The following is a 15,658-nucleotide window of genomic DNA, read 5'->3' on the forward strand; positions in this document are numbered from 1 at the left end:
AACTAACGAGTTTTAGAATTTTGTAGGTGGGCAATGCCCACCTTTTGTTTTATTGTCCCAAACATTTGCTCTCATGATTTCTTGATCTGATGGAGTACAATTGTTCTGAAAAATCGGTTTAGAATGGGAAGCCGAATCAGCCTGAAACAGAGAACGAGGAGATTAGAAAATAACTGATGCGACGGGATTCTATTTTCTATGCTCTGTTTCAGCAATCTCCCTCTCTGTTGTTCGAGCTGTTGGAGGAACCGCCGCCCAATGCTCAAAGGTATCGCTTTGATTCGGTTGCAGTGAAGGAACCTAAATTTGAAATCGATGGGGTATTTTTGCCACCGGAATCTGAAACGCCTGGAGTTGTGTATTTTTGTGAGGTGCAGTTCCAGAAAGATGATCAGCTTTATGAGCGGCTGTTTGGAGAATCGTTTCTGTATTTCTACCGCAACCGCAGTCGCTTCAATGATTGGCAATCGGTGATCATCTATTCCGATCGCGCCACCGAGCAAAGTGAGACTCATCCCTATCGAGCGTTGTTAACCAGTGAACAGGTGCATCGGATTTATTTGAGCGAGTTGGGCGAGATTGAACAGTTGCCGTTGGGGGTAGCGTTGATGAAGTTAACCACGATCGATGAGGTGGATACACCAGATTCAGCCAGATTACTGGTAGCGCGTTTCCGTCAAGAACCACCGCAGGAAAGACGCGCAATAATGGGGATGATTACCACCATCCTGGTGTATAAGTTCTCAAATCTGAGCCAAAGGGAGGCAGAAGAAATGTTAGGAATTTCGCTCAAGGAAACACGGTTGTATCAGGAACTTAAGGAAGAAGGTCGAGAAGAAGGTCGCCAAGAAGGTCGCCAAGAAGGTCGCCAAGAAGGTCGCCAAGAAGGTCGGCAAGAAGAAGGACGATCGCTGACTTGGCGGTTATTGAATCGTCGGTTTGGCGAGTCGGTGCAGCCCTTTGAAGCTCGGATTGCAGAACTTTCAATTGCTCAAGTTGAATCATTGGCAGAGGCATTGTTAGATTTTCAGTCGATCGCTGATTTAGAGTCCTGGTTAAACAACGTTTAGTTACCACTGACCCAGTAGGTGAATCCGTACCGCTACGACAAGCATTTGCCATTTGAGAATCAGATGGAACTCGGTAGAATTTGAGTGAAAAATAGATGCTTGCGATGGCTTTACCATTGGCTCTTTCTAGAGTCTCTGAAGGGCGATCGCTCAGAGCAACTTTATGATTAGCTTCATATAAAAGGAATTCAACCGATGAACCAGATTAAAACCGTTGCGTTGCTGGGATTACTCAGTGGCATCTTAGTTGGGATTGGGTATTGGCTGGGTGGATCAGGGGGTGCGCTCATTGGGTTGGCGATCGCCGCTGTAACCAACTTTGTTTCCTGGTTTTCTTCAGACAAAATTGCCCTGGCTGCCTACCGGGCCCAGCCCATTAGCCGAGAGCAAGCTCCCAAGATTTACGAAATGGTTGAGCGACTCTGTCAGCGGGCGAACCTACCGATGCCCAGGTTATATGTCGTTCCGAGCCAGGGGGCAAATGCCTTTGCAACAGGACGCAATCCTCAAAATGCAGCGGTTGCAGTGACTCAGGGAATTGTTGGTCTGTTGAATGAACAGGAATTAGAGGGAGTTTTAGCCCATGAACTCAGTCATGTCAAAAACCGGGATACGTTGACTCAGGCGGTTGCTGCCACGATCGCTGGGGCAATTACGTACTTTGCGCGAGTGATGCAGTACGGCATGATGTTTGGCGGTTCTCGCAATCGGCAGAACGGCGGCAATCCGATTGGACTATTACTGGCGATTTTTCTCGCACCTGTGGCAGCAACGGTTGTCCAGATGGCGATTTCTCGCACCCGTGAGTTTGCGGCCGATGCAGGGGCAGCCCGAATGACGGGTAATCCTCGGGCCTTAGCCAGTGCATTGCAAAAGCTTCAGGCGGGAGCACAACGAGCACCGTTGAATGCCAACCCATCCTTTGAGCCGTTGTTGATTATTAATTCTGTGTCTGGACAATTCATGGGCAGTTTGTTTTCAACCCATCCTCCGACACAGGCGCGAATTGAAAACTTGTTGCAGATTGAGCAGGAGTTGGGCAGAAAACCAATTATTCCTGGCTCTTCAGAGTTGTAATTGTATTCAGGTTAGTATTTTCAAGCCGGGATTCAGGCTGCTTGGGGGTGTCGTTCGTATCAATTTGGCTGAATTGAGAAAATTATGAGGATTGCTTTAACAACTGCAGGATTGTCCTATCCTAAAGCTTTCTGCAATCGGCGCATACTGGCAGCCCGTCCCGCGATCGTGACCTGGGTGCCTTCAAGCTGGATGTAGATCCTACCAGAGAGCACCTTGCGAACGCTCGATCGCTCATAGATTTGAATTCCGTCTACTTCCAAAGTTTGCCCATAGCCCAATTCGTTCAGGGATGCTTCCAACTCCTTGAGAAACTTTTTGCGATCGCGGAATTGAATGGAAAAGGTGGTGGTTTGGTTCAAGTAGGTTCCAACCCCTCCGGCAATTAAACCGCTCACAATACCAAGTTGAGTGGGAATTCCCGTATCTAGCCCTAGCCCTAATCCCTTGACTGCCAGCAGGGTGAAGATGATCGTTGCGCCAGTGAAGTAATAAAGGAAGGTGGGGAGAAATCCGGGGCCAAATTGCATAGGGCAACTCAAAAGAGAATCGATCGCAGGGAGATGGTGTTGAGTATACCGCCAATGGGGAACGGTTCGATCACAAGGCTTCCTATCAACACCTACTCTAAATCAACTCGCTCCAACAGTTTTCAGGGTGGATTATTCATGGATGGAACCATCCGGTAGGGTTGCGCCTTTCAGGTCAGCCTGATTCAGAATGGCTCCACTCAGATCGGCTCCACGAAGATTAGCTCGATGTAAAATCACGCCACTCAAATTGGCATAGCTCAGGTCGGCTCCTTGCAGGTTCGCTTCTGTTAAATCCGTTGCCCCAGGGGATTGACTCGATCGCAGAATCAACACCGCCCGACAGAGTTTAGCTCCCTCCAGGTTGGCGCGATAAAATAATGCACCGCCCAAATGGGCATAGGACAGGTTTGTGCCCCGCAGGCTGGCATAGCTGAGATTGGTGGGTTGATCCGAGCTGGAGCGCAAATCTGCTTCGATTAATAGCGCGCGATCGAGCCTGGCACCAGACAAATTTGATCCAGAGAAACTAGCCTTCACCAGATTCGCTTCAACGAATTGAGCATCAGTCAGGATTGCCCCACTCAAGTCTGCTTCCCGTAACGTGGCGTGGGATAAATCCGCTTTTGTTAAATTCGTTCCCCAAAGAATGGCTTCACTCAGATCAGCTTCTACAAAGTTGGACTGACTGAAGTTGGTTTTACCCAACCGGCTTTGGCGCAGATCAGCCCGACTCAGGTTCACCTCCGGTAATTGAACATTCAGCAGATCGCGTTCACGGAGGTTAATTCCCTTAAAGGCACGGATTCCTTGGATGTATTGCTCTAAAAGATCATCGACAACTTTGTGGCTCATATCAATCCAGTTTTTGATCTAATCAGAATTTTACAAGATTCCAGGAAAACTTCTTGACGACCATATAACTAAAAAGTTATAAATTGATATTGTCAGACTTTGCTGGTTTGACGTTGTTACACCTCCTATCGCCTCACAAACTGAGGATTGGAATTATGACCTCTTTATTAGAACGAAAATCCACAACGAATGCCTGGGAGCGGTTGTGCGATTGGATTACCAGCATCGAAAATCGGCTGTATGTCGGCTGGTTTGGAGTATTACTCATTCCTACCGCATTGACCGCAGCGATCGTCTTTGCTATTGCCTTTGTGGCTGCTCCTCCCGTAGACATTGATGGAATTCGAGAACCCGTTTACGGTTCCTTACTCGCTGGAAACAACATTATTACAGCAACCGTTGTTCCGCCTTCCGCCGCTATTGGCTTGCACTTTTATCCGATTTGGGAAGCTGCAACTCTAGATGAATGGCTTTACAACGGTGGCCCCTATGAACTCATCGTTTTGCATTTCTTAATTGCCGTCTATGCCTACATGGGTCGGCAATGGGAATTAAGCTATCGGCTGGGAATGCGGCCGTGGATTCCAGTGGCATTCTCTGCACCTGCGGCGGCAGCAACAGCAGTGTTGTTAATCTATCCGATCGGTCAAGGTAGCTTTTCCGATGGCATGATGCTGGGCATCTCTGGAACATTCAACTTCATGATCGTTTTTTCGCCCGAACATAATATCCTCATGCATCCGTTCCATATGCTAGGAGTTGCGGGCGTGTTTGGTGGAGCGTTATTCAGTGCCATGCATGGTTCTCTGGTGACTTCTTCCCTGGTCAGAGAAACCTCTGAAACGGAATCTCAAAATTATGGCTACAAGTTTGGGCAGGAAGAAGAAACCTACAACATTGTGGCAGCGCATGGATATTTTGGCCGCTTGATCTTCCAATACGCCAGCTTTAATAACTCCCGATCGCTACACTTCTTTCTTGCAGCCTGGCCCGTCATCGGAATTTGGTTTGCGGCATTGGGGATTAGTACGATGTCGTTTAACCTGAACGGGTTTAACTTCAACAGTTCCATTTTGGATAGCGCAGGACATACGATTCCCACCTGGGCAGATGTCCTGAATCGAGCCAATCTGGGAATTGAAGTGATGCACGAACGCAATGCCCACAACTTCCCTCTTGACTTAGCCTTTGGAGCAGATCAGTCGATCGCTTGGACAACTCCTGCGATCGCCAGCAAAGCTGCCTAACTTTGTTATAAACCTCCTTTCCTTATACGAATGCGCCTCTCCGGGGGCGCATTTCTTCATTCAATCTCAGTAGATCGCAAATTCTCTAGGAAAGGGGTAGGGTCAGGCTAAACGCATTAAAACAAAGCCATGACGATCTACCCAAGTTCATTATCGCCTGCTCCAGCTTTGACGGATGAAGCGACGTTGGAGGTAGCCCTCGACTGCCTATTGGAACACTTATCCCTGGACATGCAAGGTGGATACACACTCCAAGATCTGTTTGAGATTTTGCTACGGGCCGCCAGTCGCAGCGATAGCATTGAACACACAACACAACGATTGGAGGGCGTACCCAGTGGCAATAGCATTCGCTATCATCTCGATAAGTTAGACGATATCACAACTCTGGAATCTCAACTCAATGCCGCTCTGCAAAGCCGCATCCCCCCAAAAATTCGTAAGGGCAAGCATCGTATTGCCATTGACCTCCATCTGATTCCCTATTACGGCAGTGTGAACGTCGCCACTGAGCCTTACATCTACCGCTCTCAAGCTAAGGCAGGCACGACTTCGTTCTTTGCCTATGCCACCGTCTATGTGATTTGTCGTAACAAACGGGTTACTTTGGGTATTCATGCCGTGCATCGGCATGAAACATTGGTTGCAACCATCACTTATTTATTAGCCATGCTGACTCCCTTACGAGTCCGCGTCAAACGGCTTTATCTTGACCGTGGGTTCTATAGTGTACCAGTCATTCGTTGGCTCAAAGCTCTCAATATTCCGTTTCTCATGCCTGCGGTAATTCGAGGCAAACGTGGAGGTACTCGCCAGTTGTTGATTGGGCGCAAAAGTTATGCCACCCGTTATACCCTCAACAGCCCTCAATATGGTTCAGTTACCTGTCAGATGCGGGTGATTTGCAGCTATTACAAAGGGTTCAAAGGGAAACATGGTATCCAATACACCCTATACGTGCTGCATCGTGTGAGGGTTGCTTTGGAGCAGATGCATCAGCATTACAAAGACCGTTTCGGTATCGAGACCAGCTACAGGATGAAAAATGGGTGCCGTATCCGCACCACGAGCAAGAATCCAGTCACCCGTTTGCTGTTTGTGGCTCTGGCGTTTATTTTGGTCAATCTCTGGGTGTATTTGCTCTGGTTCTTTGTGAGCCGTACTCAACGAGGAGGACGGGTCGTTTACCGAGAACTCTTTAGTCTCAAGACCATGTTGGAGTTTCTCTCTCAGGCTGTCGAGCGACATTTCCCAGTCATCACAGCCATCTATTTACCCTCTCTAGAATGAATTTGCGATCTACTGAATCTGCTTTATCGCTTAATCAGAACAAAAATTGCTACTACTAGAATAAAGTATCCAAAGCCCTTCTCCAGTTGTTTTGCAGTAATAAACTGATTGAGATAAGTACCGATCAGGATACCGATACAGGATGCGATCGTGAAGGAAATGAGTAAGCCCCACTGAATAGTGACATGGCCCCAATAGCCAGCCAATCCGGTCGCTGACTTTAAGGTCAAAATCACCAGAGAAGTACCCACCGCTTCCTTCATCGGAATACCGCCCAGCAGCACCAGTGCAGGAATGACAAGAAATCCCCCACCAATGCCAACAAATCCAGTTAATGCACCCACTCCCAATCCTTCCAGAGGAATCAGTAAATGCTTGGGAAACCTCGTCTGGTGGGAAAGTTTATCTACTTGATCAAGACAAGCATTAGAGGGTTTGGAGCTTTTGCGAATCATGCTCATTGATGCCAGGAGCATCATTACACCAAAGGTCACGAGTTGCGCGGTAGGAGTGATAAACGGCAATGAGGCAAACCTGGCTCCTAAGTAAGCCCCCAGCATAGCGGCAGGTGAAAATAGGGCAACAATCCCCAGGTTAATATTCCCCTGTTGCCAGTGAGGAATTGCCCCAATCAGGCTGGCAAATCCGACAATCACCAATGTCATGGCAAAGGCTGACTTGGCAGGGACAGCCATGATATAGATTAAGACAGGAGCCGCCAGAACAGAGCCGCCACCCCCCACCAGCCCCAAACTAACACCAATACAAATTGCGAGCAAATGCCCCAGAATCGCAGTTACCATTAGTTTTTCTGGGCAATCAGCACGTTACCGCATCGCTCATTCGCAGGCACCGCTTCCATAATTTTCTGAGGATTGGGCAGGTTTAGATGATTCATCAGCTCAATGAACTGCTCCCGCGTGCGCCCGACCAGGCGAGGATTCCACTGCTTTTCTTCCCCAATCGTCGATACGGTATGCCCGCGATAATCGTGCCCAGGATAAACCAGCGTATCATCCAGCAGGGTAAACAGAGTTTGTGTGATCGAATCGTAAAGCACCCCCGCATCACCACTTTGGAAATCTGTTCGACCGCAGCCACGAATGAACAATGCATCGCCGGTGAGCACGCGATCGCCATTGACTAAGTACGCCATGTGGCTGTCGGTATGACCTGGAGTTGCGATCGCCCGGATTGCAATTGCCCCAACTTGTAAAACCTCACCATGCTGAATCAAATGATCAGCGCAAGCCACCTGAGCATTAACCGGAACAATTCCTTGACAGTGCGTGAGTTCGCGCAGTTTACCGGTACCCGTAACATGATCGGCGTGGACATGGGTTTCCAAACAGTATTTCAGCGTCAGTCCCAACTCATGCAACAGTTTGAAATCTCGTTCCACCTGTTCAATCACAGGGTCAATCAATGCAGCTTCTTTGGTATTCAGGTCAGCAACCAGGTAGGTATACGTCCAGGTTTCTTGATCAAACATTTGACGAAATAGCATTGTTTTTACCTCAAAAAAAGATCAGCCATGCGATCGTCCCGTTCTCTGCCATAACCCGTTCTCTGCCATAACCCGTTCTCTGCATCATGGAATGGCTGCAACCACCAGAACAGAGAACAATTTCAATAGCTGACAACCACAACATCAGAACCTCGCAGCATGGATAAAACTAAGCGTTCGCCTATAAACTAAATTACTATATAGTAATATGATGCACTATCAGAAATTAGTCAAGCGATGCAGTGGGTTTTTATCCTTTCTTTAAATAAGTTAACCATATTGCCAAATAGTAATATATTTGCATAAAAAAGCGGCGAGCCAATGCAATGGGTTTTACTCGCCGTTTACCTGAATCGGCTTGAGCGGGATGAAATACGCAAAATACGATCGAACGCACAGTTTCGATCGACAATCAATGGAAGTTTGAACAATTCCTGACGTAACGCCTATCGGTTCTGACGTAAGGTAGACAACTGCTGTAGTTGCTGGCTTTGCTGTTCAACCTGCACAGACAAGGCATCGCAAACTAAATCACACAGTTCAAACAAAAATGGATTAGCAATTTGATAGTAAACGCAGACACCCCGCTGTTCCCGCGCCACCACACCTGCCTGAGTCAGTATTTTCAGATGCTTCGAGACATTGGCTTGCCCCAGTCCAGTTTCTTCAATAATTTCAGTGACATTCTTTGCGCCTGTTTTTAGAGAACAGACAATTTGCAGCCGACTCACCTCTGATAAAACTTTGAAGAAGCTTGCCATTAACCCTAGGGCTTCAGGAGATAATTTGGAAATGCCACACTCGGATGAAGTTGGTTCCAGAACCGCAACAGACTTTTGGAGGGGTTTATTAGGCATATAGGGCATTCCATCCATCTAGCTGGTACGTCTATTATTATATTACCAAGTGGTAGTAGATTGCCATACAATCGCCTGGATGAGTCAATGAAAAGCTCCGGAATCAGGAGGTCGGATATGGGTTTAAGTGGTATAACCAGGAGAGATTTCACCAAGCATCAGCGTACAAAAACCTCCCGGCTTATCGATTTACCTGAACCCATTGCCCCTTGCACCATGCTCAAGTTTCAACCCCCAGGCTTCGGACAACGAGTGTTCCACACCTCTCTTGGCGTGATGGCCTACTACACTCCCATTTCGACTCCCTGGCGATCGTCCCCTTCCCCCAGCGAAAAGCCTGATACTGCGGAGTGGTTCGCTCAGGACAAAACAACCCTCCCTCCCCTCGTCTTTTTACACAGCCTGGGGGGCGGCTCCTCTGCCTACGAATGGTCAAAGGTATATCCTGCTTTTGCTGCCAGCTATGACGTGATTGCTCCCGATTTGATTGGCTGGGGACAGTCCACCCATCCAGAACGCAGCTACCGTCCCGATGACTATATGTTGACGTTGTTTGAACTGTTGGATTGGCTGGGGCAGCCTGCGGTGGTCGTAGCGTCCTCCCTGACGGCTGGATTAACCGTACGCTTGGCGATCCAGCGCCCAGAGTTATTCAAACAGTTATTCCTGGTTTGTCCGGCAGGTTATGGAGAATCTGAGGCAGATTACGGTCGGGGAATTGCGGCTCAGGTGGCTAGCATTCCCGGAGTCGATCGCCTCCTCTACAGTCTGGGGGCTGCCAATGAATTTGCCGTGCGGAACTTTCTGGAGAATTTTCTGTTTGCCGATCGATCGCGCCTTACCCCAGAAATCGTGGCGGCTTACCTGGCTTCTGCCCAGCAGTCTAATGCTGAATACGCTGCCCTCTCTTCCCTACGGGGCGATCTATGCTTTGACTTGGAACGATACGTTAGCCAATTACAAATTCCCACCTGGCTGGTGTGGGGTGCGAAGTCACGGTTTGGGCCGCCCCAGTTGGGTCAACGGCTAGCTAGCTTCAACCCGCAATTTATTAAACGCCTCTGGATCATTCCGGAGGTGGGAGTGTTGCCCCACCTGGAAACTCCTGGGGTTGTCGCAGGTTTGCTGCATCAGTGCCTTCAGGAAGGACAGGGAACAGTCAACTAGAGAGACATAAATCTAGAGAGACACAGATGAGGATAAAATCATAAAATTTAGCCCAAATTAACGATGCAAAGCGTGTTGCTCTAGCCATAACACTAGATCGTTAGGATCGGAGAAATCGAGTAGGGCTTCTCCGAGGGTTTCAATAGCTTCGATCGGCAAATCCAGAATTTTTTGAGTCAGATCAGGGGACAAGCTTCCTAAACGACGGGTGAGTTGACGCACCACCAAATCGCGTTCACGCTGCAAACCCTCTGCTCTGCCCTCTGCTCTGCCCTCTGCTCTGCCCTCTGCTCTGCCCTCTGCCAATGCTTCCGCCCGCCACTCTTGATAAATCACTGATTCCTGCATAATTTCTCTCCGTAGAACCCGTTGAATAAGGCTTCTTTCTAATACTAAACCGGCTAATACTGCTGTAGATGCAGCCACATTACTTTGAACTCTAGCATTCGCAATTTGGTCAATTTTTTGGGCAACTTGCTGAAGTAACAATGCCCGATCGCTAGTTCGGGACAAGGTCGCAAAAGGTAGAAGTCCTGGATTTTGCAGAAACTGATCAGCAGGCTGTTCCCAAAGCCGAATAACTTCAAACTCATGATGGGTTCCAGGGATGGAAAACCGATTTTGTAAAACCTGGGTAGATTGGGTTTCGCACAGGTAGACAACAACCTGATGCATTTGTTTTTGGGGAAATCGCCGATACACCCGCAAGCGGTAGTCAATCATCCGAAAAGGGATGTCAGCACTGGGCTGGGTTTGAAACTCGATGTGCAAGATGGTGTCATTGGATTCCAGTAAAATCAACGCATCGGCGCGGATGGGTTCCAGGGAGAGTTCGGAAGGACTGAGTTCTGTCAGAGTGATGGGTACACCCAGCAACCACTGGGCGAAATCGGCGGAAAAGGATTCCGCCAAAAACTTACAAACATTATCGAACATTAAACTTAAACAACTTCCTAAAAAATTGGTTCAAGGCAATCAATCAACCGATCGACTTCTGCCACTGTGTTGTAGTGCACCATGCTGACCCGTACTACGCCGTTTTGCTGGGTCAGGTCTAGATCCTGAATTAATCGCTTGGCATAAAAATCACCGTAGCGAATGGCGATGTGATGGGGATCGAGCTGGGGCGGGATTGTAGCACTGTCTACCCCATCGAGCACAAAAGAAATTGTGGGAACTCGCTGGATTCGATCGGACTCAGGAGAACCGATGATGCGAACCCTGGGTTGACTGTTCAGGTAGCACAGGAGGCGATCGCTCAGAACTTCTTCATGGGCACTGATCAGGCGAAAGGCTTGCTGTAACTGTCCACGCTGATCCGGAGCAAGCATCTCCCCGTAATGAAGTCTCGCCAATTCGTACAGGTAATCCTGTAATCCCAACATTCCATAGCTCAACTCATAATTCACATTTCCCGGTTGAAACTTGTAGGGAATTTCGGTTTCGCCAATAAAGTAATGGTTAATGCCAGGAATTGTTTGCCAGTGTTCCCGCTTACCGTAGAGCACTGCATAGTGAGGGCCATAGGTTTTGTAAAAGCTGTAGGCGTAGAAATCCACATCCAGGGCTTGTACATCCACCAGGCGATGAGCGGCGTAACCCACCCCATCGACACAAACCAGCGCACCATAGTTGTGAACCAAATCAGCGATCGGGCGGATTGGGTTAATGGTTCCCAGAATGTTGGAGGTATGGGTCAGGGCAACCAGTCGGGTGCGGGCGGTCAGCAAGGGTTCCAGATCTTCCAGATGCAGATTTAAGGTTTCAGGATTGACTTGCCAGATTTTGACCTGAATTCCCTGCCGGGTCCAATCCATCCAGGGGCTAATGTTAGCCTCGTGATCGGTATTGGTCACAATCACTTCATCTCCCGGACTCCAGAGACGGCTGAGGCAGAGGGAAAGAAGACGAAGTAGCAGAGAAGTTGATCCCCCCATCACCACTTCCGTTGAATCCGCTGCATTCATGAGCGTCGCAACGGTTTCCCTGGCTTGTAAAACCCGATCGCCCGCTAACTGCGACACGCCATAGGAAGCTCCCAGTTGCACATTTGAGGTGAAGAGATAATCACCCATGCGATCAACTACGGGTTTCAGGATTTGCGACCCACCTGCATTATCAAAAAACACCCAATCCCCTGCCAGTGCTGGGAACTGTTGGCGTACATAATCCAGTTGGAGGGGTTGAGTTGCAGCGATCGTCATTAATGCGAGTATCCTTAAACATTCTTGTGGGGTGGGCATCCTGCCCGCCCAGTCCACCCAGTTAAGTTGCGACTTAAACTGTCCCTAAACCAGCGCTTCCACTTCCACCAGCTCAAATCGATAGTTTTCGATCACCGGATTAGCCAGAAGTTGATCGCACATCCGATCGAGCTGTTGCTGGGCCGTCGCTTCATCATCCGCCTTCAGGTTCAACTCTATGTATTTACCAATACGTACCTGCTCCACATTGTCATAGCCCATGTGTTGCAAGCCAGACTGTACAGCAGTTCCAGCCGGATCAAGGACGGAAGGTCGTAGCGTTACATAAATGCGGGCTTGATAAATCCGGGTCACGGCGTTTAACGAGAATAAATTACCATCGTTATTTTAGAGGAGTTGACGGCCGATCGTTCATTAAAGCCTGGATTCCTTTGAGCGTGGGCAATCATACCCTCTGCATTGGGTTGTGTGAAGTCTGGCTCAGAATGAACATTTAAAACGAACATTCAGAATTGCAATATTTCCTTTTGTAACATTCGCTTTCATTAAATTTAAAGCAGATGAATGTAAAAAACAGCTCTAAAAATCGCTCGTTTTCGTCCTAAAATGACACATTTCTTCACTCGTTCACCCTTTGTAGCTACTCACTTTGGTTGATGATTTCTGATTGATATTTTCCTAAAGTTTTAGAGTCAGAAACATAGATTAACTTAGTTTTCAGTTTTAAGGATCATGACTCCGGGTTTATTGATTTTAATCGCGGTACTCGGTATCGCACTGTTGCTGTTTTTAGTGATTCGCCTTCGATTACAAGCTGTTTTAGCCCTACTCATTGCCAGTTACTTTGTAGCGATCTTAGGAGGAGTTCCCCTCAATGAAATTGCTCAAACGATTCAAGAAGGAATGGGCAATACATTAGGTTTCATTGCAGTCGTCGTGGGAGTCGGCACGATGATTGGTGAAATGCTGCGGGTGTCTGGCGGAGCTGAACAACTGGCTCAAACATTGGTACGAAAATTTGGAGATGATAAAGCTCCCTGGGCCTTAGGATTAACGGGACTTTTAGTATCAATTCCCGTATTTTTCGATGTGGGATTAATTATTTTGATTCCCCTCGTTTATGGGTTAGCTCAACGGACGGGACGATCGCTGCTGTACTATGCCATTCCCCTTGCGGCAGGTCTGGCGATCGGTCATGCTTATATTCCGCCAACCCCTGGCCCCGTTGCCGTTGCTTCCTTGCTGGGAGCAGATTTAGGTTGGGTGATTCTATTTGGGGCGATCGCAGGATTTGTGGCAATGGTGTGCGGTGGAATTTTCTTTGGAAAGTATATCTCTGATCGCATTCATGCCAAGGTTCCAGAGTATATGATTCTGGAAAATTATGCTGGTTCTGCCCTGGTGGATGATGAAGATGAACCTGCGGATCGAACTCAGTATCCAGACGCATCCCCATCCACTGAATATGAATCGAGAACTGTTGCCACCCAGGAGCGAGTTGATCCAGCCTACGACGATCGACCCGTTGAACCGGGTGTTCCCGCTACGCCCGATCGCGCTCCCAAAGCCCCCCATCCCGTCGCTAAAGAACCACCCAGCTTTGGTTTGGTGCTTGGGCTGATTGCGATTCCGCTGGTTTTAATTCTGCTCAACACCGTGTCGGGGGTACTGCTGGAAGAAGGGAATCCGATCCGAAATTTCTTAGCCTTCATTGGACATCCTTTCTTTGCCTTGATTCTGGCCGCCCTCATTACCTTCTACACCCTGGGAACTCGGCGGGGCTACAGTCGGCGAGAAATTCAGGAAATTGCGACAAAATCCCTCGAACCTGTTGGCCTGATCATTCTGGTGACAGGGGCAGGGGGGGTGTTTGGTCGGACGCTGGTGGCGACTGGGGTTGGTGAAGCCCTGGCAAATGCCATGACGGCTTTTAATATGCCCATCATGCTGCTGGCATTCCTGATTGCTACAGCAGTGCGAGTTTCCCAGGGGTCGGCTACTGTATCTATGGTGACGGCTGCGGGGTTGATGGCTCCGATCGTTGAACTGGGTAACTATTCGCCACCCATGATTGGACTCATTACCATTGCCATTTCTTCTGGAGCAACGGTACTTTCCCACGTGAATGACTCTGGGTTCTGGCTGGTGAGCCGTTACCTGGGCATTTCTGAGAAAAACACCCTCCGCTCCTGGACAATGCTAGCCACCATTCTGGGTGTTGTTGGATTCCTGGTGGTGTTCATTATTAGTTTCTTTGTCTAGTCGTTATTCACTGCAAGTTAAAATCCGAAAATGAGCCAGAGTTACTTTATCGGTGTTGATATTGGTACAACCAGTACCAAAGCGATCGTCTTTAGTGAGACGGGCGAGATGAAAGGAATCGGCAATCGGGGCTATCCCATTGCAGTTCCTCAAACGGGTTGGGCCGAGCAAGATCCAGAGGAAATTTTTGGCGAAATGATTCTGGCAATGCGCACGGCCATCAAGCAGGCAGAGGTGCCAAAGTCAGCGATCGCGGCGATCGGGTTCAGTGGAGCGATGCACAGTCTGATTGCCCTGGATGCGGAGGAACAAGCTCTGACCCCCGCCATCATTTGGGCAGATAACCGAAGTTTGGAACAAACCAAACAACTTAAGCAGGATGGAGATGGGCACGAGCTTTACCTGCGAACGGGAACGCCGATTCACACGATGTCTCCCCTGACAAAACTGCTGTGGATGCAGGAACAGGATGCAGAACGATTCCAAAAAACGAAAAAGTTTATCTCGATTAAAGAATACGTTTTCCTCAAACTGTTCGATCGCCTGCTGGTAGACTACTCGATTGCTTCTGCCACGGGCTTATTCAATCTAGAGCAGTGTCAGTGGGATGCCAAAGCCCTCAACCGGGTGGGGATTGGAGCCGATCGCCTGAGTGAGTTGGTGCCGACAACCTTTGTGGTGCGCGGGATGAAGCGGGAATATGCAGACACGATCGGCATTGACCCGGATACGCCCGTTGTAGTGGGAGCCAGCGATGGCGTTCTGGCAAACCTGGGGGTTGGAGCGATCAGTCCCCATCAAATTGCGATTACGATTGGCACCAGTGCAGCCGTGCGAGCGGTCGTCCCCAAACCCACTACAGATGAGGCGGGACGGACATTTTGCTATGCCCTAACTGAGGATCATTGGGTGATTGGCGGCCCGTCTAATAATGGTGGAATCGTGCTGCGTTGGCTCCGGGATGAATTCTGTCAGAACGAGGTGACTCAGGCTAAACAAAAAGATCTCGATCCCTATGAGGTGATGATTCGAGCCGCTTCAGATATTCCTCTGGGGGCAGAAGGGCTGATCTGCTTACCGTTTTTATCGGGGGAACGCGCCCCCTACTGGAATCCCGAAGCCCGAGGGGTGTTTTTTGGCGTGGCACTGCACCACCGTCGATCGCACTTTATTCGGGCGGTACTGGAAGGAATTTTGTTCAGCGTTTACAGCATTAATCTGGCGTTGCAGGAGTTAGTCGGCAAGGCGGAAGCGATTCATGCCTCTGGCGGGTATGCGCGATCGGACATCTGGCTCCAGATGACGGCTGATATGTTTGGCTATGAAGTGGTGGTTCCCAAAATTTTTGAGGGTAGTGGCTTCGGAGCAGCCGTGTTAGCCATGCATGCTGTTGGCCATCTCCCCAAACTGGAAGCGGTAAATCAACTGATTCAAATCGACGATCGCTACCAGCCAAACCTCTCCCACACGCGCCGCTATCACCGGATGTTCCAAATCTACGATCGGCTGTACCGGGATCATGTCCAGGATTTCGCTTTCCTGAGTCAATTGTGTCCGCCGGAAGGCTGTGGACTTTAGGGCGAGTGGGTGCC

The 15,658-nt window shown here is 49.0% G+C and carries 15 protein-coding genes; 7 read left to right on the forward strand and 8 right to left on the reverse strand.

Translation table 11 applies throughout. The annotated features are described in order from the left end of the window. Nucleotides 1-176: 176 nt before the first annotated feature. Nucleotides 177-1,070, forward strand: coding sequence for an Rpn family recombination-promoting nuclease/putative transposase (locus ACM1PF_RS17370; protein ID WP_416676516.1), 894 nt, complete (start codon nucleotides 177-179; stop codon nucleotides 1,068-1,070). A gap of 195 nt (nucleotides 1,071-1,265) precedes the next feature. After that, complete coding sequence (locus ACM1PF_RS17375) at nucleotides 1,266-2,147, forward strand: zinc metalloprotease HtpX (RefSeq protein WP_416676517.1); 882 nt, start codon at nucleotides 1,266-1,268, stop codon at nucleotides 2,145-2,147. A 116-nt stretch (nucleotides 2,148-2,263) separates the two neighbouring features. On the opposite strand, the gene ACM1PF_RS17380 is transcribed toward ACM1PF_RS17375, so the two are convergent. Together ACM1PF_RS17380 and hetL are read right to left on the reverse strand one after the other, a co-directional pair. Further along, nucleotides 2,264-2,677, reverse strand: a complete 414-nt coding sequence (locus ACM1PF_RS17380; RefSeq protein WP_416676518.1) for a hypothetical protein — start codon at nucleotides 2,675-2,677, stop codon at nucleotides 2,264-2,266. Between the two features lie 132 nt (nucleotides 2,678-2,809). Then, on the reverse strand, nucleotides 2,810-3,532 hold the full coding sequence (hetL, locus tag ACM1PF_RS17385; RefSeq protein WP_416676519.1) for a heterocyst differentiation pentapeptide repeat protein HetL: 723 nt from the start codon (nucleotides 3,530-3,532) through the stop codon (nucleotides 2,810-2,812). Nucleotides 3,533-3,687: 155 nt separating this feature from the next. Here hetL and psbA point away from each other — a divergent pair, with 155 nt between their 5' ends. Then, nucleotides 3,688-4,779 carry a photosystem II q(b) protein gene (psbA, locus tag ACM1PF_RS17390; RefSeq protein ID WP_416676520.1) on the forward strand — a complete coding sequence of 364 codons (1,092 nt, stop codon included), beginning with the start codon at nucleotides 3,688-3,690 and terminating at the stop codon, nucleotides 4,777-4,779. A gap of 129 nt (nucleotides 4,780-4,908) precedes the next feature. Further along, a complete protein-coding gene (locus tag ACM1PF_RS17395; protein ID WP_416668968.1) occupies nucleotides 4,909-6,069 on the forward strand; it encodes an ISH3 family transposase in 1,161 nt (386 codons plus the stop codon). Between the two features lie 23 nt (nucleotides 6,070-6,092). Here the strand turns inward: ACM1PF_RS17395 and ACM1PF_RS17400 are convergent, their stop codons facing one another. The 3 genes from ACM1PF_RS17400 to ACM1PF_RS17410 form a co-directional block, all read right to left on the reverse strand. Beyond that, nucleotides 6,093-6,872 (reverse strand): sulfite exporter TauE/SafE family protein, encoded by a 780-nt coding sequence (locus ACM1PF_RS17400; RefSeq protein ID WP_416676521.1) that lies wholly within the window; start codon nucleotides 6,870-6,872, stop codon nucleotides 6,093-6,095. After that, nucleotides 6,872-7,576 carry an MBL fold metallo-hydrolase gene (locus ACM1PF_RS17405; RefSeq protein WP_416676522.1) on the reverse strand — a complete coding sequence of 235 codons (705 nt, stop codon included), beginning with the start codon at nucleotides 7,574-7,576 and terminating at the stop codon, nucleotides 6,872-6,874. The genes ACM1PF_RS17400 and ACM1PF_RS17405 overlap by 1 nt, the downstream gene beginning before the upstream one ends. A gap of 446 nt (nucleotides 7,577-8,022) precedes the next feature. Next, nucleotides 8,023-8,433, reverse strand: coding sequence for an ArsR/SmtB family transcription factor (locus ACM1PF_RS17410; RefSeq protein WP_416676523.1), 411 nt, complete (start codon nucleotides 8,431-8,433; stop codon nucleotides 8,023-8,025). A 216-nt stretch (nucleotides 8,434-8,649) separates the two neighbouring features. Here ACM1PF_RS17410 and ACM1PF_RS17415 point away from each other — a divergent pair, with 216 nt between their 5' ends. Next, the gene (locus ACM1PF_RS17415; RefSeq protein WP_416676524.1) at nucleotides 8,650-9,600 is read left to right on the forward strand and encodes an alpha/beta fold hydrolase; all 951 of its coding nucleotides are present in this window, start codon (nucleotides 8,650-8,652) and stop codon (nucleotides 9,598-9,600) included. Between the two features lie 57 nt (nucleotides 9,601-9,657). On the opposite strand, the gene ACM1PF_RS17420 is transcribed toward ACM1PF_RS17415, so the two are convergent. The 3 genes from ACM1PF_RS17420 to purS form a co-directional block, all read right to left on the reverse strand. Continuing rightward, the gene (locus ACM1PF_RS17420; RefSeq protein ID WP_416676525.1) at nucleotides 9,658-10,536 is read right to left on the reverse strand and encodes an Rpn family recombination-promoting nuclease/putative transposase; all 879 of its coding nucleotides are present in this window, start codon (nucleotides 10,534-10,536) and stop codon (nucleotides 9,658-9,660) included. A 17-nt stretch (nucleotides 10,537-10,553) separates the two neighbouring features. Beyond that, a complete protein-coding gene (locus tag ACM1PF_RS17425; protein ID WP_416676706.1) occupies nucleotides 10,554-11,804 on the reverse strand; it encodes a cysteine desulfurase-like protein in 1,251 nt (416 codons plus the stop codon). A gap of 84 nt (nucleotides 11,805-11,888) precedes the next feature. After that, nucleotides 11,889-12,158 carry a phosphoribosylformylglycinamidine synthase subunit PurS gene (gene purS, locus ACM1PF_RS17430; RefSeq protein WP_416665675.1) on the reverse strand — a complete coding sequence of 90 codons (270 nt, stop codon included), beginning with the start codon at nucleotides 12,156-12,158 and terminating at the stop codon, nucleotides 11,889-11,891. Between the two features lie 378 nt (nucleotides 12,159-12,536). Here purS and ACM1PF_RS17435 point away from each other — a divergent pair, with 378 nt between their 5' ends. Together ACM1PF_RS17435 and ACM1PF_RS17440 are read left to right on the forward strand one after the other, a co-directional pair. Beyond that, nucleotides 12,537-14,066 carry a GntP family permease gene (locus ACM1PF_RS17435; protein WP_416665677.1) on the forward strand — a complete coding sequence of 510 codons (1,530 nt, stop codon included), beginning with the start codon at nucleotides 12,537-12,539 and terminating at the stop codon, nucleotides 14,064-14,066. A gap of 30 nt (nucleotides 14,067-14,096) precedes the next feature. Next, nucleotides 14,097-15,644, forward strand: coding sequence for a gluconokinase (locus ACM1PF_RS17440; protein ID WP_416665678.1), 1,548 nt, complete (start codon nucleotides 14,097-14,099; stop codon nucleotides 15,642-15,644). Nucleotides 15,645-15,658 lie beyond the last annotated feature (14 nt).

The organism is Egbenema bharatensis FJBBOT/2019, from assembly GCF_048077055.1.
GTDB classification, from domain to species: Bacteria; Cyanobacteriota; Cyanobacteriia; order Elainellales; family Elainellaceae; genus Egbenema; species Egbenema bharatensis.